The organism is Sphingomonas sp. AC522 (assembly GCF_979258125.1).
The window spans coordinates 2,988,589-3,006,168 of sequence record NZ_OZ409836.1 but is presented as its reverse complement, the minus strand read 5'-3'; the positions used below and the strand labels follow the sequence as shown (position 1 = coordinate 3,006,168).

The 17,580-nt window shown below is 64.9% G+C and carries 16 protein-coding genes; 8 read left to right on the top strand and 8 right to left on the bottom strand.

What is annotated here, in order from left to right; all coding sequences use genetic code 11:
* Window positions 1-85: 85 nt before the first annotated feature.
* The gene (locus ACZZZM_RS15120; RefSeq protein ID WP_463595907.1) at window positions 86-1,405 is read right to left on the bottom strand and encodes a replication-associated recombination protein A; all 1,320 of its coding nucleotides are present in this window, start codon (window positions 1,403-1,405) and stop codon (window positions 86-88) included.
* A 195-nt stretch (window positions 1,406-1,600) separates the two neighbouring features.
* Between ACZZZM_RS15120 and ACZZZM_RS15115 the strand changes: the two genes are divergently transcribed.
* A complete protein-coding gene (locus ACZZZM_RS15115; protein WP_463595906.1) occupies window positions 1,601-2,179 on the top strand; it encodes a PadR family transcriptional regulator in 579 nt (192 codons plus the stop codon).
* A gap of 71 nt (window positions 2,180-2,250) precedes the next feature.
* On the top strand, window positions 2,251-2,574 hold the full coding sequence (locus tag ACZZZM_RS15110; RefSeq protein WP_463595905.1) for a DUF2218 domain-containing protein: 324 nt from the start codon (window positions 2,251-2,253) through the stop codon (window positions 2,572-2,574).
* A 55-nt stretch (window positions 2,575-2,629) separates the two neighbouring features.
* Here the strand turns inward: ACZZZM_RS15110 and ACZZZM_RS15105 are convergent, their stop codons facing one another.
* Window positions 2,630-3,781 carry a glycosyltransferase family 4 protein gene (locus tag ACZZZM_RS15105; protein ID WP_463595904.1) on the bottom strand — a complete coding sequence of 384 codons (1,152 nt, stop codon included), beginning with the start codon at window positions 3,779-3,781 and terminating at the stop codon, window positions 2,630-2,632.
* Between the two features lie 84 nt (window positions 3,782-3,865).
* On the opposite strand from ACZZZM_RS15105, the gene radA reads away from it, so the two are divergent.
* The 6 genes from radA to ACZZZM_RS15075 all read left to right on the top strand — a co-directional run bounded on the left by radA (window position 3,866) and on the right by ACZZZM_RS15075 (window position 9,046).
* Window positions 3,866-5,233 carry a DNA repair protein RadA gene (gene radA / locus ACZZZM_RS15100; RefSeq protein WP_463595903.1) on the top strand — a complete coding sequence of 456 codons (1,368 nt, stop codon included), beginning with the start codon at window positions 3,866-3,868 and terminating at the stop codon, window positions 5,231-5,233.
* A gap of 85 nt (window positions 5,234-5,318) precedes the next feature.
* A complete protein-coding gene (locus tag ACZZZM_RS15095) occupies window positions 5,319-5,876 on the top strand; it encodes a lipocalin family protein (protein WP_463595902.1) in 558 nt (185 codons plus the stop codon).
* Between the two features lie 11 nt (window positions 5,877-5,887).
* Window positions 5,888-6,445, top strand: a complete 558-nt coding sequence (locus ACZZZM_RS15090) for a CvpA family protein (protein WP_463595901.1) — start codon at window positions 5,888-5,890, stop codon at window positions 6,443-6,445.
* A gap of 47 nt (window positions 6,446-6,492) precedes the next feature.
* Window positions 6,493-6,915, top strand: a complete 423-nt coding sequence (locus tag ACZZZM_RS15085; protein ID WP_463595900.1) for an iron-sulfur cluster assembly scaffold protein — start codon at window positions 6,493-6,495, stop codon at window positions 6,913-6,915.
* Window positions 6,915-8,708 (top strand): cation:proton antiporter domain-containing protein, encoded by a 1,794-nt coding sequence (locus tag ACZZZM_RS15080; RefSeq protein ID WP_463595899.1) that lies wholly within the window; start codon window positions 6,915-6,917, stop codon window positions 8,706-8,708. Before ACZZZM_RS15085 ends, ACZZZM_RS15080 begins: the two co-directional genes overlap by 1 nt.
* Window positions 8,705-9,046 carry a DUF423 domain-containing protein gene (locus ACZZZM_RS15075; protein WP_463595898.1) on the top strand — a complete coding sequence of 114 codons (342 nt, stop codon included), beginning with the start codon at window positions 8,705-8,707 and terminating at the stop codon, window positions 9,044-9,046. The genes ACZZZM_RS15080 and ACZZZM_RS15075 overlap by 4 nt, the downstream gene beginning before the upstream one ends.
* Here ACZZZM_RS15075 and ACZZZM_RS15070 read toward each other — a convergent pair.
* The 6 genes from ACZZZM_RS15070 to ACZZZM_RS15045 all read right to left on the bottom strand — a co-directional run bounded on the left by ACZZZM_RS15070 (window position 9,043) and on the right by ACZZZM_RS15045 (window position 17,547).
* Window positions 9,043-10,692, bottom strand: coding sequence for an MFS transporter (locus ACZZZM_RS15070; protein WP_463595897.1), 1,650 nt, complete (start codon window positions 10,690-10,692; stop codon window positions 9,043-9,045). The two genes, ACZZZM_RS15075 and ACZZZM_RS15070, sit on opposite strands and share 4 nt — an antisense overlap.
* Before the next feature lie 35 nt (window positions 10,693-10,727).
* Window positions 10,728-12,602 (bottom strand): M1 family metallopeptidase, encoded by a 1,875-nt coding sequence (locus ACZZZM_RS15065; RefSeq protein ID WP_463595896.1) that lies wholly within the window; start codon window positions 12,600-12,602, stop codon window positions 10,728-10,730.
* Between the two features lie 245 nt (window positions 12,603-12,847).
* Window positions 12,848-13,222 carry a hypothetical protein gene (locus ACZZZM_RS15060; protein ID WP_463595895.1) on the bottom strand — a complete coding sequence of 125 codons (375 nt, stop codon included), beginning with the start codon at window positions 13,220-13,222 and terminating at the stop codon, window positions 12,848-12,850.
* A gap of 316 nt (window positions 13,223-13,538) precedes the next feature.
* Window positions 13,539-13,979: a hypothetical protein gene (locus ACZZZM_RS15055; RefSeq protein WP_463595894.1), complete on the bottom strand. Its 441-nt coding sequence runs from the start codon at window positions 13,977-13,979 to the stop codon at window positions 13,539-13,541.
* A gap of 1,931 nt (window positions 13,980-15,910) precedes the next feature.
* Window positions 15,911-17,011: a 3-dehydroquinate synthase gene (gene aroB / locus ACZZZM_RS15050; RefSeq protein ID WP_463595893.1), complete on the bottom strand. Its 1,101-nt coding sequence runs from the start codon at window positions 17,009-17,011 to the stop codon at window positions 15,911-15,913.
* Window positions 17,008-17,547, bottom strand: coding sequence for a shikimate kinase (locus ACZZZM_RS15045; protein WP_463595892.1), 540 nt, complete (start codon window positions 17,545-17,547; stop codon window positions 17,008-17,010). The genes aroB and ACZZZM_RS15045 overlap by 4 nt, the downstream gene beginning before the upstream one ends.
* Window positions 17,548-17,580: the final 33 nt, after the last annotated feature.

Here is a 17,580-nt window from a genome sequence, read left to right as displayed (position 1 = left end):
CCCGCGAAAGCGGGAACCCAGAGTCCTGGGCGGTGCACTATTTGGCTCTAGGTCCCCGCTTTCGCGGGGATGACGCGGAAGGGTCTCACGCATCCCGCAGCTTCCCCCGCATTTCCTCCCACCACGCCATGCGCTCGGCGATGCGCTTTTCCATGCCGCGGTCGGTGGGTTGGTAGAAATTCTGGGGCGGGAGTTCGTCGGGCCAGTAATTGTCGCCGGAGAAGCCGTTCTCGGCGTCGTGATCGTAGGTGTATCCCTTGCCGTAGCCGATCTGCTTCATCAGTTTGGTAGGGGCGTTGAGGATGTTCTGGGGCGGCATCAGGCTGCCGGTTTCCTTGGCCGAACGCCACGCGGCCTTTTGCGCGGCATAAGCGGCGTTCGATTTAGGGGCGGTGGCGAGATAGAGGCAGGCCTGGGCGATGCCGAGCTCCCCTTCGGGGCTGCCGAGGAAATCGTAGCTGTCCTTGGCGGCGATGCACTGGACCAGCGCGTTTGGATCGGCGAGGCCGATATCCTCGACTGCGGCGCGGATCAGGCGGCGGAGGACGAACAACGGTTCCTCGCCGGCGGTAAGCATGCGGGCGAGGTAGTAGAGCGCGGCCTGGGGATCGCTGCCGCGGATCGATTTGTGGAGCGCGCTGATGAGGTTGTAATGGCCCTCGCGGTCCTTGTCGTAGACGGCGACGCGGCGCTGGAGGAAGTCGCCTAGCGCGGCCGGATCGAGCGGGGCGGGGAAGCTGACCGAGAACAGGGTTTCGGCCTGGTTGAGCAGGAAGCGGCCGTCGCCATCGGCGCTGGCGACAAAGGCGTCGCGGGCCTCGGGCGTAACGGGCAGCGGCTTGCCCTCGAGTTCCTCGGCGCGGTCGAGCAGCTTGCACAGCGCTTTGTGATCGAGGCGGTGGAGGATCGTGACCTGGGCGCGGCTGAGCAATGCGGCGTTAAGCTCAAACGACGGATTCTCGGTAGTCGCGCCAACCAGGGTGACGGTACCGTCCTCGACGAAAGGCAGGAAGCCATCCTGCTGGGCGCGATTGAAGCGGTGGATCTCGTCGACGAACAGCAAGGTCTTATGGCCTATCCGGGCATGCTCGCGGGCGTCGGCGAAGACCTTCTTGAGATCGGCGACGCCGGAGAATACCGCGCTGATCGCGACGAACCGCAAGCCCACTGCGTCGGCGAGGAGGCGGGCAATCGTGGTCTTGCCGGTGCCGGGCGGACCCCAGAGGATGATCGAGCTGAGCTTGCCCGCGGCGACCATGCGACCGATCGCGCCTTCGGGTCCGGTGAGGTGCTCCTGGCCGACGACCTGGTCGAGGCTCCGCGGGCGCAGGCGATCGGCGAGGGGGCCGCCGGTTGGCTCCTTGGTCAGCGGTTCCTGGTCTTGGGGTCCGAACAGATCAGCCATCGGCACGATAGATAAGGGTTTGACCGCATTCCGTCATCCCCGCGAAAGCGGGGACCCAGGGTTATCAAGCGATGTCCTACGTGGCTCTGGCTCCCCGCTTTCGCAGGGATGACGGGAAAAGAGATGACGGTCCTTGTATAAATGCGCTTAAGATATATCTTAGAGCAATCACGACGCGTTATAAAAGGATTTTACGTGCGATTTGGATTTCATCATCATGGCCGCGAGCGCGGCCGGGAGTGTGGCCCGCGCGGGGGCTTGGGACGCGGGTTCGGCGGGGGTTTCGGCCATGCGGGGCGCGAAGGCGGCCGCGGGCGGCGGATGTTCGACGGTAGTGAGCTACGACTGATCCTGCTCAAGCTAATCGAGGAGCAGTCGCGTCATGGCTATGACCTGATCCGCGAGATCGAGGAGCGAACGGGCGGCGCCTACGCCCCGAGCCCGGGCGTCGTCTATCCTACGCTGACCATGCTCGATGACATGGACATGATCGCCGAGCAGAAGGCCGAAGGCGCCAAGAAGTTGTTCGCCATTACCGACGCCGGCACGTCGCATCTCGCCGAGCATGCCGGGCAAGTCGCGGCGCTATTCGAGAAGCTGGCGCATTTGGCCTCGCACCAGGCGCGGACCGATGGTGGGCCGATCCGCCGTGCAATGGGGAATTTGCGCGTCGCGCTGCAGAACCGAATGAGCGCCGAGGGCGTTGATGCCGACACGCTGCACGATGTCGCGGCGATCCTCGACGAGGCGGCGCGGAAGATCGAGCGGCTGTGAGCGGGTGCCGCGACTAGAAGTGTTGAGGCGGCGGCTCGGGATCGTGCCGCTGCTGGCAATAAGGAATTCCCATGACGATGACGACCATATCCGCCAGCGCACTGGTGCCGACCGACAGCGCGAGCAAATATCTCCAGCAGCTTTGCAAGCATTGGAGCCATAATCTGCAGCTCGAGTTCACGCCCGAGAACGGCACGGTGATCTTCCCCAAGGACGCGCGCGGCGCCGATCATCCGGGCGATGCCGTTGCGACGTTCAACGTTGCCGAAACCGGCCTCGACGTGCGGATCGATGCGTCGAGCGAGGAACAGCTGGAAGGGCTGAAAGGCGCGGTCGCGCGGCACCTCGACCGGTTTGCATTCCGGGAGGCGCCGCTCGCGTTTGATTGGGCATAGCGCTTTCAGTTGAGCCAACCCTGCCCACGATATGTTCGGCTGCAAGAGCGGGGGGCTAGGCGTCCCGCCGCGCCATCACTTCGAGATAGGTATCGAGCACGGCTTGGTTGATCGCGTCCCACTCATAGGCCTGGGCCTTGACGTGGCCGGCGTCCGACTGGGCCTTGTGGAGCGCGCGGTCGGTCGCGAGGCGGCCGATGGCGGTGGCATAGGCACCCACGTCGCGGGGCGGGACAAGGAAGCCGGTGACGCCGTCATCGATCAGGTCCATCGCGCCGGTGGCGTGGGCGGCGACCACGGGCACGCCGGCGGCCATGGCCTCGAGCGTGACGTTTCCGAAGGTTTCGGTGACCGAGGGATTGAACAACACGTCCATCGAGGCGACGGCGCGCCCTAGATCGTCGCCGCGCTGGAAGCCGGCGAACACCGCTTCGGGCACGCGCTCGGCCAGCCATTCGCGCGCGGGGCCATCTCCGATCACCAGCACGCGGTGCGCGATACCGCGTTCGGTAAGCGCGCGGCAGACTTCGGCGAAGATATCCAGACCTTTTTCGAGCACGAGCCGACCGAGAAAGCCGACCGCGAATTCATCGTCGGCCAGCCCCAATGAACGGCGCCATTCATTGTCGCGGCGCCCGGGATTGAAGCGATCGTGATTCACCCCGCGGGCCCAGATGCGGATCGGGGTCTTCACGCCCCACTCACGCAGGATATCCGCGGTCGACTGGCCGGGGGTGACGATCTGATCGACGCGATTGTAGAAGCGCGTCATCAGCTTGATCATGGCCGGGACGAGGAAGCCGAGCTTGTAATAGGCCGGATAGGTTTCGAAGCGCGTGTGCAGCGAGGCAATCTTCGCGAGATTGCGCGCGCGCGCCCAGCGCACGGCGCTGTGGCCGAGCACTTCCGGCGCCGAGACATGGACGATATTGGGCGCAAAGGCTTCGAGGTCGCGGCGTGTCTCCGCGGCCAGGCGCCAGGCGAACTTATACTCGCCACGGCCGCCGGGGATGGGAAGGGCGGGAACGCTGACCAGATCGCCGGTCGGCTCGAAGGCTGGCGTATCGGTGGTCGGCGAATAGACGCGGACGGTCACGCCCTGCTTGAGCAGATAGCCCACCAGCATGTTCAGCGCCTGGTTCGCGCCGTCGCGGACATAATTGTAATTGCCGCTGAACAGGGCGACGCGGAGGTCCGTGGGTTTCATGGGCCGCGGCGATAACCTGAGGGCACAGGCGCGTCCATATAAGTAGCGCTTGTTCCCGCCTTGTTCCTGTATTAGCGTTGATGCATGGCGAAACCGCGCAAACGATATGTCTGTCAGGCCTGCGGGTCCGTGACCTCGCAATGGGCCGGGCAATGCGGGGATTGCAGCGACTGGAACACGTTGGTCGAGGATGCGGGCGGGGTCGTCACGCCGTTTCAGGCCAAGCATAATCTGCAGAGCGGCGGGCGCGCGATCCAGTTGACCGGGCTCAACACCGATATCGAATTGCCCGATCGGATGTCGACCGGGATCGCCGAGCTCGACCGCGCACTGGGCGGCGGGTTCGTCGAAGGATCGGCGACGTTGATCGGCGGCGATCCGGGGATCGGCAAATCGACGCTGTTGCTCCAGGCGGCCGCCAGGATTGCGGACCGCGGGCTCAAAGTGGTCTATGTTTCCGGCGAGGAAGCGGGCGATCAGGTGCGGCTGCGGGCGCGGCGGCTGGGACTGGGAAAGGCGCCGGTGATGTTCGCGGCGGCGACTTCGGTGCGCGATATCCTGACGACGATGGGGGAGGGGCCTGCCCCGGCCCTGCTCGTGATCGATTCGATCCAGACGATGCACAGCGACCTGATCGAAGGCGCGCCGGGCACGGTGAGCCAGGTGCGCGCGTCGGCGGGCGAGCTGATCCGCTTCGCCAAGGAAAACGGCACCGCGGTCGTGCTCGTCGGGCATGTCACCAAGGACGGCAATATCGCGGGGCCGCGCGTGCTCGAGCATATGGTCGATACCGTGCTCGCGTTCGAGGGCGAGCGCAGCCACCAGTATCGCATCCTGCGCGCGACGAAGAATCGCTTTGGCGGGACGGACGAGATCGGTGTGTTCGCGATGGAGACCGAGGGGCTCTCGGAAGTCGCGAACCCTTCGTCGCTGTTCCTCACGCAACGCGACGAAAGCGTGACCGGAACGATCGTATTCCCCGCGATGGAGGGCACGCGGCCGGTACTTGTCGAAGTGCAGGCCTTGGTGGTGCGGCTGGCGAGCGGAGCGACGCCGCGGCGCGCGGTGGTAGGCTGGGATTCGGCGCGACTGTCTATGATCCTGGCGGTGCTCGAAGCGCGATGCGGGCTGAGCTTCTCGACCTGCGAAGTCTATCTGAACATCGCGGGCGGATATCGCGTGCAGGATCCGGCTGCGGATTTGGCGGTGGCGGCGGCTTTGGTATCGGCGCTGGCCGAGCGGCCGCTGGCCGCGGATGCGGTGGCATTCGGCGAGATCGCTTTGTCGGGCGAAGTGCGGCCGGTGGCGCATGGGGCGCTGCGGTGCCGCGAGGCGGGCAAGCTGGGCTTTACGCGTGCGATGGCCCCGGCGGCGCAGGCGGAGAAGGGCGGGCTGCAGATGGCGGCGTTCAAGAATTTGGGAAGCTTCGTGGATCATCTGCTGGGGCGGTGAGGAGGTACGTCCTCTCGTCATCGGTGACAGGTCGCGTTGCCGAAGAGGCTACCAATCGGCCACCTTTCGCTCCAAAGTAATTCGCATGAAGCAATCTACCGTTCTCAAGATTCTCGGAGGCGTTGCCGTCGCCGCTGTGGGCGGCGCCTTTGCGTATTCGCGCGCGACGCGGCCGCCGGTGATCAATGCCAAGGTGCCCGAGCCCGCCAAGCCCGTCGATCTCGATCGCTATCTCGGCAAATGGTTCGAACTGGCGCGACACGAGAACCGCTTTGAAAAAGGCCTCGACGCGGTCACGGCGGAATATGCGCTGGGGACGGGCGGCAAAATCCAGATCACCAATAGCGGCTGCCAAGGCGGGCCCAAGGGCGAGCGCAGCTTTGTCGAGGGCAAGGCGATCGTCGCGGACGAGGCCACCAACGCCAAGCTGAAGGTCTCGTTTTTCGGGCCGTTCTACACCGGCGATTATTGGGTGCTCGACCATGGCGACGATTATGACTGGTCGATCGTCGGCGAGCCCAGCGGGCGCTACCTATGGGTACTGGCGCGCGAGCCGCGGCCCGCTAATGCAGAAGCGCTCATGAAGCGCGTCGAGGAACTCGGCTTCGACCGCTGGGCGCTGCGGCCGACACGGCACGCCTGAGGGAAATCGATATGACGCTTACCGGAATGGATATCATCGTGCTGCTCGCGATTGGCGGGGCAGCCGTGCTCGGCTTCATGCGCGGCTTCGTCACCGAAGTGCTGGCCCTGCTTGCCTGGGTGCTCGTCGTGCTCGCGATCAAGCTGTTTCACGCGCCGCTCGCCGCGATGCTCGCCGGCATGGTCGGGACGGCGCAGGGCGCGGCGGTGCTCGCCTTCGCATTGCTCGGGGGCGCGACGTATTTCGGCGGTCGATTGATCGCCAATTCGATCGGCTCGCGCACGCGGGAGAGCTTTCTGGGCCCGATCGACCGGGCGCTCGGACTGGGCTTCGGCGCGCTCAAGGGACTGATCTTGGTCAGCATGGCATTCCTGCTGCTCGCTTTGGTGTTCGACACGGTGGGCGGCGGGCCCGCAAAACGCCCAGAATGGGTCCGCTCTTCGATGACCTATCCGCTGCTCAACGCGACCAGCGCGAGCATTGCCGATGTCGTGGATCGGCGGCGCAAGGGGCTGCCGGTGTTCGAGGATGCTGTTGAGGCCAATGCGGCAGGGAATTCGGCCAAATAATTTCCTCCCTCGCACTTCGCCGTGTCCTTCCCTAGATCGGGGGCGAAATGAATGCGCCCCTCTACAATATGGAAATCCTGCGGCTGGCATCGACGGTGCCGTTTCAGGAGCGTCTGACCTCGCCGATGGGCACGTCCGAAAAGCGATCGCCGGTGTGCGGGAGCCGCGTGACGGTCGATGTGGATGTGGATGAGGACGGGCGCGTCAAGGCGCTGGGGCTGCTGGTCCGCGCCTGCGCCTTGGGTCAGGCGTCGGCGGGGATCCTTGCCGGGCATGCGATCGGGCGCACGCCGCAGGAAATCGCCGCTACGCGCGATGCGCTGACGGCGTGGCTGGCGGGCGACGGGTCGGCGCCGGACTGGCCGGGCCTCGACATCTTCGCGCCGGCGCTGGTGCATCGCGGGCGGCATGCCTCGATCCGGCTGGCATTCGAAGCGGCGGCCGATGCCGCAGCCGAGGCGGCACGCTGATGGCGCATGGCGAAGTCTCGATCGTCCAGGATGCAGTGCCGCTGCTCGGCTTTGCGCTGGTCTTCGTGCTCATCTTCCGCAAGCTCGGGCTTGGCGCGACGCTGGGCTTCCTCGTCGCCGGCGCGATGGTCGGGCCGCAGGTCCTCGGGCTGGTCGGCGGGGCCGAGAGCAAGATGGGCATTGCCGAGCTCGGCATCGCGCTGCTGCTATTCCTCGTCGGGCTTGAGCTGAGTCCAAGCCGCCTCTGGCGGATGCGCAGGGATATCTTCGGGCTGGGGCTCCTGCAGGTCGTATTGTGCGGGCTGGCGGTGGCCGGCATCGTCTGGTTCGCAACCGGATCGAGCCTGGCCGCGGCACTGTCACTCGGTCTGCCGCTGGCATTGTCTTCGACCGCGCAGGTCCTGCCGATGCTGCAATCCGCAGGCCGCCTGCGCACCCCCTTCGGGGAGCGTGCCTTTGCGATCCTGTTGTTCCAGGATCTGTCGATCGTCCCGCTGATCACGATCATCGCGGCCATGTCGCGCAACCCGGCAGATCTCAACGGTCCGCCGGGATGGGTGCTGGGGCTCTACACACTGGGCGCGATTATGGGATTGATCCTGGCCGGGCGCTTCCTGCTGCAGCCTCTGTTCCGCCTGATCGGCAATCTGGGCGAGCGCGAGATGTTCGTCTTTGCCGGGCTGTTCACGGTGATTGCCGCAGCGGCGCTGATGGAGTGGCTGGGACTGTCGGCGGCGCTGGGCGCGTTCATCGCCGGCGTGATGCTGGCGGATTCACCTTATCGCCACGAGTTGGAGGCGGATGTCGAGCCATTCCGCACGATCCTGCTCGGGCTGTTCTTCCTCGCCGTTGGCATGAGCCTCGATCTCAATGCCATCGCCGACCGGCCCTTTTTCGTGGCCGGCATGGCGCTGGCGCTGATCGCGACCAAGATGGCGATCATCATGGGGCTGGCGCTGCTTTTCGGGATGAAATTGCGCCCGGCCTTCGCGCTGGGACTGCTGCTCAGCCAGGGCGGCGAATTCGGCTTCGTGCTGTTCGCACAGGCGCAGGCAGCGTTCCTGGTCGAGAGCGAGGCGGCGAGTGTGTTCGGCGCGATCATCACCGTCTCGATGGCGACCACGCCATTCCTGATGATGCTCACGCAGAATCTGCGCGCCGAGCCCGAGCGCAGCGCCGATGGCGTGGAAGGCCCGCAGCATGACGGATCGAATGCGATCGTTGTGGGCTATGGCCGCTTCGGGCAAACCGTGGCGCAGATGCTGATCGGCCAGGATATCCCGGTCACCATTGTCGATACCGATGTCGAGATGATCGAGACTGCAGGGACCTTTGGCATGAAGGTCTATTATGGCGATGGCACGCGCACCGATCTGCTCCGCCAAGCGGGCGCGGCCGATGCCGAATTGCTGCTCTTTTGCCAGGATGGCGATGGGCTCGACACCGAGATGCTGGAGGGCATCCACCACGCCTTCCCCAACGCTTCGATCTTCGTGCGCGCCTATGACCGGCGCTCGGTGATGAAGATGAAGGGCGCGCCGATCGCCGGCGTGGTCCGCGAATTGATGGAAAGCGCGGTGCTGATGGGCCGCAAGGGGATGGAGGCCGTAGGCGTCGATCGGCAGGAGATCGACAAGACCGAGGCCGAATATCGCAAGCGCGATCTGGAGCGGCTGAAGGTCCAGAAAGAAACCGGCGACCTGCGCGCAGGAATCGAGCGGATGTTCAACCAGGATTCGCAGGCCGCGGCAGTGGCCAAGGCCGATGCCGAGGCGACGGCGCGGAGCGAATGAGGCTGGTCATTGTCCTCGCCGGGCTATCGGGCGCGGTTGCTGTCGCGGCGGGGGCGTTTGGGGCGCACGGCGCGAATGGGCAGGCGGCGGAGTGGCTGCGGACGGGCGGGCAGTATCAGTTGATCCATGCGGTCGCGGCCTTGGTCGCGGTGCGGATGGGGGAACGGGTTTCGCCCTGGCTGTTCGTGGGCGGTGGCGCGGTGTTTGCCGGGACGCTGTATCTGATGGCGATGGGACTGCCGCGGTGGCTGGGGGCGGTGACGCCCTTTGGTGGCGTGGCACTGATTTCCGGGTGGCTGTGCCTCGCCTGGAGTGCCACTCGCGGCAAGGCCGCCTAACTCGATCGCGTAGCGTCGGTCATCGGTTCCATTTCGTGCGGGTCGGTCGCACGACCCACGGGTAGCGAGCCGGTTTGGCGCTCGATGCGGCGGTGGACGACGGGCTCATAGCCTTCGGGGCGCAGCGAGGCGAGCACTGCGCTATTGGCATCGTCGGCGCGGGTGCGGCGCTGGTTGTGGCGGATATAATCGAGCCAGGTGGCGACGTGATAGCGCTCGATCCACAGCTCCGGATCGCCGAGATCGCGCAGCAGCGTCCAATCGCGCGCGCCGTCACGGCGGCGGATCCGCCGGCGCTCGCCCATTGCGGCGAGAAAGGCGGGGACATTGGCGTGAGGCACGCGATGCTCGATCGTGATCACGATCGGCCCGCTTCGGGGCTCGACGGGAATCGCGGTCTGCGGCTCGCTCCAGGTGTCGCGCGGCGTGAGATCGAGGTCGCTGATCTTGGGGAGCGGCCAGCGCAGTCCTGCGGCGATGCCCAGTAATTGGATTGCGGCGGCGGCATAGAGCGCGATGGCCGCGCCGTGATGATCGGCGATGAAGCCGAACAGCCAGCTGCCGGCGGCCATGCCCCCAAACGCCGCCATCTGGTATAGCGCGAGTGCGCGGGCGACGACCCAGCGCGGCGATGCCATCTGGACGCTGACGTTGAAGGTGGAGAGCGCCAGCACCCAGCCGGCGCCCGCTGCGGCGAGCGCGACGATCGTCGGCACCAGCATGCCCAGGCTTGCTGTTGCCGCAGCGCCGAGGGCGAGGGCGAGCGAGGAGAGCGTGACCAGCCGCTCGGTCGATAGCTGGCGGCGCAAGCGTCCGCTGGCGAGCGCACCGCCCACCGCGCCTGCGCCGAAGCCGCCGAGCAGCAGGCCATAGGTAAGCGGGCCGCCGGCGATGATGTCCCGCGTGACGAGCGGCATCATCGCAGGCACGGCGCTGGCGGCGAGGCCGAACAGCGAGGCGCGTATCAGCACGGTGCGGATTGCGGGCGAGAGCCGGACATAGCGGACGCCCGCGACCATCGCGCGGCCAAGCCGCTCGCGTGGCAAATTGCGGGGCGGTAGGCCGGGCTTCCAGCGGAACAGCACCACGATCAGCCCGATATAGCTGAGCGCATTGGTGAGGAACGCCGCTGCCGCGCCCGCCGCCGCGACGATGGCACCGCCGATAGCGGGGCCGGTGCTCCGGGCGATGTTGAACCCCATGCTATTGAGCGCCACGGCGCTGGGGAGGACGGCGCGGGGCACCATGTCGCCCACCGCGGCCTGCCAGGCCGGACCGTTGATCGCAGTGCCGCAGCCGATCAGGAAGGTGAAGGCGAGCAAAGTCCAAGGAGTCAGCAGGCCGAGCCATGCGAAGACCGAGAGCGTGGCCGAGACGATCAGCATGAACAGCTGCGCGGCGAGCATCACGCGGCGCCGATCGAGATTATCGGCGACTGCGCCCGCCCAGAGCGACAGCAACACGATCGGCAGGCTGATCGATGCCTGGACCAATGCGATCATCTGGGGCGAGGCGCCCATGCTCGTCATCGTCCAGGACGCGCCGACCGACTGGATCAGCCCGCCGAAATTGGAGGCGAGGCTCGCGAACCAGATCGCGCGGAACAGCGGGATGCGGAAGGGAGAGACGGGGGGAGAAGGCTCCATCCTGGCTCAATGCCGCACTGGGAGAGGCGATCCCATCATTTTCCCGCCAGCATCTTCTCCACCTGACCGCGCACATAGGGGTGATAGGTCGTCTTGGCCTTTTCGAAGAAGCGCGCCGCGATCGGCTTGCCCCATTCGCCTTGGGCGATCAGGCCTTGATAGACCGGGCGGATCAGCAGCCCGCGGCCGACGCTGTTGACGAACGCTTCGATCGAAGCGAGCGCGGGTTCGTAGCGGTTGGCGATGGCGAGTTCGGCCCAGGACGAGCGGACATAGGCGTTGGTCGATGCCGACAGGCCCAGCGTCTCGTCAAGCTCCTTGAGCCGCGCGGGAGTCTGCTGGCGGGGAAGCCCGTTGAGGAAGCGCATCCATTGCTGGGTGCTCCAGCCGGTGGTGGTGACTGCCGAGACGGGGCCGCCGGCATTGACCGCGGCAAGCTGGGCATCGACCTTGGCGAGGATTGCCGATTTCACGTGCACCGCGTTTGCGGGCAGGCCGGTCTGATAGACCCAGCGATCGAGCTGGAGCCTGGCTTCGAGCGCCTTGTCGCCCTTGATCAGCCGCTTGCGGATGTCCGCAAGGAAGCCTCCGCTCGTCTGCGGCTGAAAGGCGTGGCGATCGAAGTATGAGCGCAGATAGGCGTCGAAGCGCTTGCGGCCGACGGCCTGCTCGATCGTGCGCAGCATCGTCGAGCCCTTGAAATAATCGAGCTGCCCCGCGGTCGCGCCGGGATCGCCGTGGAGGCGCGTGGTCGGGCCGTTATCGGCTTCCTTCAAATCCTTCTGAAGACCGTCCCAGTCGAGATCGGCATAAAGCGCGGCGCGCGTCTTGCCATAGACCGCTTCCATGATGCGGTTCTCGAAATAGGTGGTGAAGCCCTCGTTGAGCCAGGAGTCCGACCAGGTCGCGTTGGTAACGAGATTGCCCGACCAGCTATGCGCGAGCTCGTGGGCGACGACATCGGTGTTCGAACGATCGCCGGTGATGATCGTGGGCGTCAGGAAGGTGAGGGTGGGGTTCTCCATGCCTCCATATGGAAAGCTCGGGGGCAGGACGAGCATGTCGTAGCGGCCCCAGCGATACGGGCCGTACAGCGCCTGCGCCGCGTCGATCATCTTCTCGACATCGGCGACTTCATAGGCCGCGGCGTCGAGCATCGAAGGCTCGGTCCACACGCCCGAGCGCTTGCCGGTTGCCTTGAACGCCAGATCGCCGACCGCGAGCGCGATCAGATAAGGCGGGACCGGGCGGTCCATCTTGAACTTATAGATGGTGCCTCCATTGGCCCGCTCCATACCCTTGTCGCCGCTCAGCCGGTCGCCGCTCATCACTGCGACAAAGCCATCGGGCACGGTTAGCGTCGCCGACCAGGTCTGGCGGATGCCGGGCGAATCCTGGGTGGGGATCCAGCTGCGATTGGCGATCGGCTGGCCTTGGCTGAAGAGATAGGGCTTCGCCTTGCCGGCGGTCAGTTCGGGCGGGAGCCATTGCAACGCACTTGCGCTGGGCTTGGTGTTGTAGGCGATGCGGATGCGCTTGGTGCCGGGGTTGAGCTGGATGGTGAGCGCCGAGCCAAGCTCCGCGTCGCGCGGGCCAACCTTATAGGGCAGGCTCGGGCCGTTGACCTCGGCGACGGTCTGCACGTCCATATTGTCGACATCGAGGATGATTTCCCTGGCGCCCGGTGCAGCAAGAATGTCGAGCACCGCGCTGCCGGACAGCGTCTGGCTGCGGAAATCGACGTGCAGATCGAGCGCGACATGGGCGACGCGAGCGATCTCGGGCCGGGCATGCGTCCAGACGTCCTTTGCCTCGGGCGTGGTCAGGATCGGAGCGACCGCCGGGGCAGTCTGGGCGGCGGCGGGAGCGGCGATCAGCATCGCGGCGAGAGCGGGGAGGAGAGTGCGCATGGCGGGTTGCCTATGCCGATGATGGCTGAACGGCAACTGACCTGAGGCTAGTTGCAGCACGAAGGCGGGGTGAGCGAATTCCGGCTTAGCTTCACAGATTTCCCCTGAATCGTGAAACTTCGTTATCCTTCGGCGCAATATTGCTGCGCGCACGATAGGCAGCAAAAATTGAAGCGTCCGGAGCATAAACGTGAGCATGACAAATTCGGGAGCTGTAGGACAGGGAAAGCAACCGGCGGTTCGCGTTAGGGCAGGTTGGCGGGGATCAAGCGGATGGGGATCGCCGCCTCGACAGATCGCCAACCTATCTCACGTAACACGTCGTTGCTTTGCACCGCTGTTCGGCCCGCCGCGCGGTCGAGCGACCAGGTGATGTGATGCGTGCTGCCATCGGGACGAGCGGTCTCGCCGCCGATCGCAACAACCAGTGCCTGCAGGCCTGCGCCATCGTCGACATGGCCGACGACTTCGCCGCTGGTCTCGGTCGGCAGGGCATCCTCGGTATGAGAGGCAAGCGTGACATGATGCGCCACCACGTCGGGCCAGACCGGCGGGAAGCGCAGGAGCAAGGCGGCGCGATCGGCGTCGTCTAAGAGCCAGCCGATGGTTCGCTTGGTCATGAGTGGGGAACGTCGAAGAGGGCGATGCGCTCCGTCTTCCCTCGCGAAGGGGGGAGAAACTCTTCAGCGTGGTTGCGCGTCCAGAAACGCGGCGACGTCCGCGAGACCGGACATCCTGTCGACGAAGCTCTGGCTGATGCGGTGGCGAGGACAAAGGCGGGTGCCGCGGCCCCCTTCTTGTCGTGGAGCATCTGCTCGGCGAGGCGCCCGCAATTGGTGGGCGCAACGCGTTCGGCCTCCTTGCGCGCGCACGGGCCCTGTCCGGCGGGGGTAGGGTAAAGTATGCCGACGTCTGCTAGTGGGTGGGAAGCGGACGCTAGTGCGCTCCGCGATCAGGGGTGCTCACGCCATCGAGGAATGCGTTGATCGCTATGCATGGATCTCCCTGCAGCAGAGCAGCCCGATGCCATTTTGAGGCGTCGTATTCGCCCCAAGGCTGGGAAAATCCCAGCACGTCAGCGTGGCGCGAAAAGCCTCCATGGTCGATCCACACAAACCACTTTAATCCACTTTGGCCACCGAGAACAAAGCGTCGACGGGGAAGATTTCGGTCAGTGACGTCATCGTCTGGTTCAAAGGGCTGACCAACTTCTGCGATCTTGCCATCCTTGAGTATGTCTTTTCGGATTTTATCCGGCAAATCTGCGAAGCGGGAGACAAACTGCGTGGCATAACGCACCGGGCAGTTGGACTCGGTCTGTGGAGTGGTCGGGACACTTACAGCTGCCAGTATCGCTAAAGTGAGCCGTTCGAACATGCTGCCCATTCCTCAACCGCCACAGCGGGAAGTGTGGCAAGAATCTTCGTGCAATGCCAGATAGGAGGATGTCCGCAATTGGGTCGTTAGCTGCCTGACCGCTATCCGTACAACTGCGTCGGCGCGACGATGGCCGGTGATGGGTGGAAAGCAGACATTGCTTCTTCACTATGAAGATCAGACAACGGGCTGAGTGGAGGGACTTGCGATGGGTGATAACGCTTGGCTTCTGATGATTACGCTCGTCGGGCTGGTAAATCCGGTCGTCATTGCAGTCGGGCTGGGCCTTGGCTTGGTAGCGAGGCAGTGGTGGCAGGCTCTATTTGCTCTCCTTGCCGTCCCGCTCGCATATCTCGCCTATTCTGAGGCGTTCGCGGTCACTGACGACTATTGGCCGTTGCTCCCCCTGTTGGCACCATCTGGCCTTGTCTGGGCTGCCGCTGCGTTGGGGTTGAAGCGAGCGGCAACCACTTCCTAATGTCTGCAACTGGGTCGTTAGCGGCCCGACCGCTCATGGCGCCGCACGCTCAGCGCTGAACGGCAACATTTGGGTGGGAAGCGGTCAGTCGGTTCCCGATCAGCGGCGAGGGTAAACGGACACCCTGCGAGTGCGGACAAACCTTCTGCCATCGTAGGCCCAGCGAACTAGAGAATACGGCCCCAACCCGCTTTCCCCTTCGAACGTATGGATAATCGGATGACCTTGAGGGTCAGACAGAAATTCCGGTCGTGCGCGACTAGATATCTCCACAACGCGATTTACGCCCGCGTCGGTGACCTTCCAAACTCGGACGCGATAGACCGAGCCGCCACCCCAAAGCGAAAAGAGCAGTTGGTCCTGATCTCGCACAAACAGTCCCATAGGCACATCGCCCACATCTTCTCGGTATGCAGCTGAGCTTGAGCAGGTCTCTACGCATTCGATAACTAGTTTGTAGCCGACCGATGGATCGCTCTCTACCTTCGCGAAATACGTACTCTTTTCTGCATCCACGCGAAGAGACGCGACTGTCTGCGCACGCGCCGGGATCGCGAAGAGGATTAAAGCTAAGGCTATTCCGTGTTTCATGGCGGATCATAGCAACTAGGTGTATGTCCGCAATGAGGGGAAGCTGCCTATTTGCTGAACGACTGAAATTGGGTCGATTGCCGACAGGCAGCTTATGGCGCGGCGCGTGTAGCCCCTGACGGCTGGAATTGGGTGGAAAGCTGACATCAGGTACGTGGCTGTTTACCTCGCAAATACGCCCGCACTTTGATGACACAGTAAGTGGTTGCGGCGACGGACGCGACCGGCAGCGCCCAGAAGGTCGGCGCTAGCGTAACCTCCGCGCCCGCCCAGCCAACCGAGAAGAGCATTAGGAATAGGGCAAGCGCGTCGAGGATCGTGGTGGCGGCCACAAGCGCAAAGACAAATGGGGCGTTCATCCACCCAGATTAGCCGCAGTTACGAACGTCTACAAATGGGTCGGTAGCCGACCGGCAGCGTCCAGGGTCCCGTCTCACGCGGAGAACTGGGAATGGGTGGGAAGCTGCCTCAGCGCCGGACCTACCTGCTAGCCCTGCAGTTCGGGCATAGCCGCTCGACTGGCTTCAAGAGATTTACTCCCGTTAGGTGTCGGCCAATCGAATTCGGATCAAAGAAGCAGCTTACGCCGCAGCTTTTGCACCTCATCCCAAACATGATGAGGAAGGAGAACGGCATGTTGCCCGCCAGCGCGACTGCCATTCCCACTATACCGCCGAGTTCGAGATAAACCGTAACGAGAAGAATAGCGCCTGAGACGAAGAACCTGGTTTGAACGATGCGAGCGAAGGTCAAACGGCTTAACATCACAGCACATTGGGACACTCAGCCCGCGTCCGCAATTGGGTCGTTCCTGCCGGTCGGCTTGCTGACCGTACTTCGCAAGCTCGAGCCTTCTCAACCTCTAGCGCGGTTGCGCGTCCAGGAATGCCGCGACGTCCGCCAGGTCGACGGTCTTGTCGAGGAAGGTCTGGCCGATGCCACGGGCGAGGAGGAAGGGCAGGGTGCCGCCGGCCATCTTCTTGTCGTGGAGCATGTGCTCGACCAGCGTGGCGCCGGAGGCGGTGATGCCCGCCGCCCTAAGCCCGTCAGGCAGGCCGACAGCGCGGAGATGGGTGGCGAGGCGCTCGGCGTCCTGGGCGCTGCACAGGCCCTTGCGCACCGAATAGGCGAAGGCGAGCGCCATGCCCGCGGCGACGCCTTCGCCGTGGAGGAGCTTGTCCGAAAAGCCGGTTTCGGCCTCCAGGGCATGGCCGAAGGTGTGGCCGAGATTGAGCAAGGCGCGCTTGCCCGCGGTCTCGCGCTCGTCCTCGCCGACGATGCGGGCCTTGGCGGCGACCGAATGGGCGATGGCGGTTTCGCGGGCGGCAGCGTCGCCGCGGAGCAGCGCTGCGGCGTTGGCTTCGCACCATTCGAAAAAGGCGAAATCGTCAATCAGGCCGTATTTGACGACTTCGGCATAGCCGGCGCGGACTTCGCGCTCGGGGAGGGTATCGAGCAGATCGGGATCGATCAGGACCAAGGCAGGCTGGTGGAAGGCTCCGACCAAATTCTTGCCGGCGGCGGAGTTGATCGCGGTCTTGCCGCCCACCGAGGAATCCACCTGGCTGAGCAGGGTGGTGGGGAATTGGACGAAGTTGCAGCCGCGCTTGAGCATGCTGGCGGCAAAGCCGGTCAGGTCGCCGATGACGCCGCCGCCAAAGGCAATGATATGGTCGCTGCGCTCGACGCCTTGCCCAAGCAGCCAATCGGTCACGCGCTCGAGATTGGCCCAGCTCTTGGTCGCCTCGCCCGCCGGAAGCACCAGCGCCTCGCTGGCGATACCAACTGCGCGCAGGCTCGCCTGGAGGACCGGCACGTGGCTGCGCAAATTCTCGTCGGTGACGATCGGCATCGCACGGCCCTTGGCGAGATGCTGAAGCGCCGGGCCGGCGCGGGCGAGCAGCCCGGCTTCGATGCGAATGTCGTAGCTGCGGTCGCCGAGCGCGACGGGGACGATAGTCACGGAGTCAAAGCCTTCAGGATCGCATCGACAGTGGCGTCGTGCGGCGCGGCTACGCTTTCCACCCGGATCGGCGCAAGCGCGTAAAAGGGATTGCGGACCTGGGCGAGCTCGGAAAGCACTTCGAGCGGATCGCGGCCGCGCAGCAGTGGGCGCGTGTCGCGGCGGCGGACGCGGTCGGCGAGCACGTCCGGGCCGGCGTCGAGCCAGATCGTGATCGCCTGATCGAGGATCAGCGCGCGGGTGGCTTCGTTGATGAAGGCCCCGCCGCCGGTGGCGATTACCTTGGGCGTGCCGTCCACCAGCCGGGCGATCACGCGGCGCTCGCCGTCGCGGAAATATTGCTCGCCGAAGCGCTCGAAAATGTCCGCTACGCTCATGCCCGCCGCGGCTTCGATCTCGTGATCCGCATCGACGAAGGGCAGGCGCATGCGCTGCGCCAGCCGGCGGCCGACCGTGGTCTTGCCCGCCCCCATCAAGCCGATCAGCACGATCGGCTTGCCGCTCCAACGGTGTCCCTTTGTCGGTGTTTGCAGCATTGCCCTGGGGGCTATACAGCCCGGGGGCCAGTC

Excerpts from the sequence above, each read along its gene's own strand:
- ACZZZM_RS15120 (WP_463595907.1), bottom strand. The coding sequence starts at position 1,405 with ATGGCTGATCTGTTCGGACCCCAAGACCAGGAACCGCTGACCAAGGAG.
- radA (WP_463595903.1), top strand. The coding sequence starts at position 3,866 with ATGGCGAAACCGCGCAAACGATATGTCTGTCAGGCCTGCGGGTCCGTG.
- ACZZZM_RS15105 (WP_463595904.1), bottom strand. The coding sequence starts at position 3,781 with ATGAAACCCACGGACCTCCGCGTCGCCCTGTTCAGCGGCAATTACAAT.
- ACZZZM_RS15045 (WP_463595892.1), bottom strand. The coding sequence starts at position 17,547 with ATGCTGCAAACACCGACAAAGGGACACCGTTGGAGCGGCAAGCCGATC.
- ACZZZM_RS15085 (WP_463595900.1), top strand. The coding sequence starts at position 6,493 with ATGAATGCGCCCCTCTACAATATGGAAATCCTGCGGCTGGCATCGACG.
- ACZZZM_RS15070 (WP_463595897.1), bottom strand. The coding sequence starts at position 10,692 with ATGGAGCCTTCTCCCCCCGTCTCTCCCTTCCGCATCCCGCTGTTCCGC.
- ACZZZM_RS15075 (WP_463595898.1), top strand. The coding sequence starts at position 8,705 with ATGAGGCTGGTCATTGTCCTCGCCGGGCTATCGGGCGCGGTTGCTGTC.
- ACZZZM_RS15060 (WP_463595895.1), bottom strand. The coding sequence starts at position 13,222 with ATGACCAAGCGAACCATCGGCTGGCTCTTAGACGACGCCGATCGCGCC.
- ACZZZM_RS15055 (WP_463595894.1), bottom strand. The coding sequence starts at position 13,979 with ATGTTCGAACGGCTCACTTTAGCGATACTGGCAGCTGTAAGTGTCCCG.
- ACZZZM_RS15065 (WP_463595896.1), bottom strand. The coding sequence starts at position 12,602 with ATGCGCACTCTCCTCCCCGCTCTCGCCGCGATGCTGATCGCCGCTCCC.
- ACZZZM_RS15110 (WP_463595905.1), top strand. The coding sequence starts at position 2,251 with ATGACGATGACGACCATATCCGCCAGCGCACTGGTGCCGACCGACAGC.
- ACZZZM_RS15095 (WP_463595902.1), top strand. The coding sequence starts at position 5,319 with ATGAAGCAATCTACCGTTCTCAAGATTCTCGGAGGCGTTGCCGTCGCC.
- ACZZZM_RS15080 (WP_463595899.1), top strand. The coding sequence starts at position 6,915 with ATGGCGCATGGCGAAGTCTCGATCGTCCAGGATGCAGTGCCGCTGCTC.
- ACZZZM_RS15090 (WP_463595901.1), top strand. The coding sequence starts at position 5,888 with ATGACGCTTACCGGAATGGATATCATCGTGCTGCTCGCGATTGGCGGG.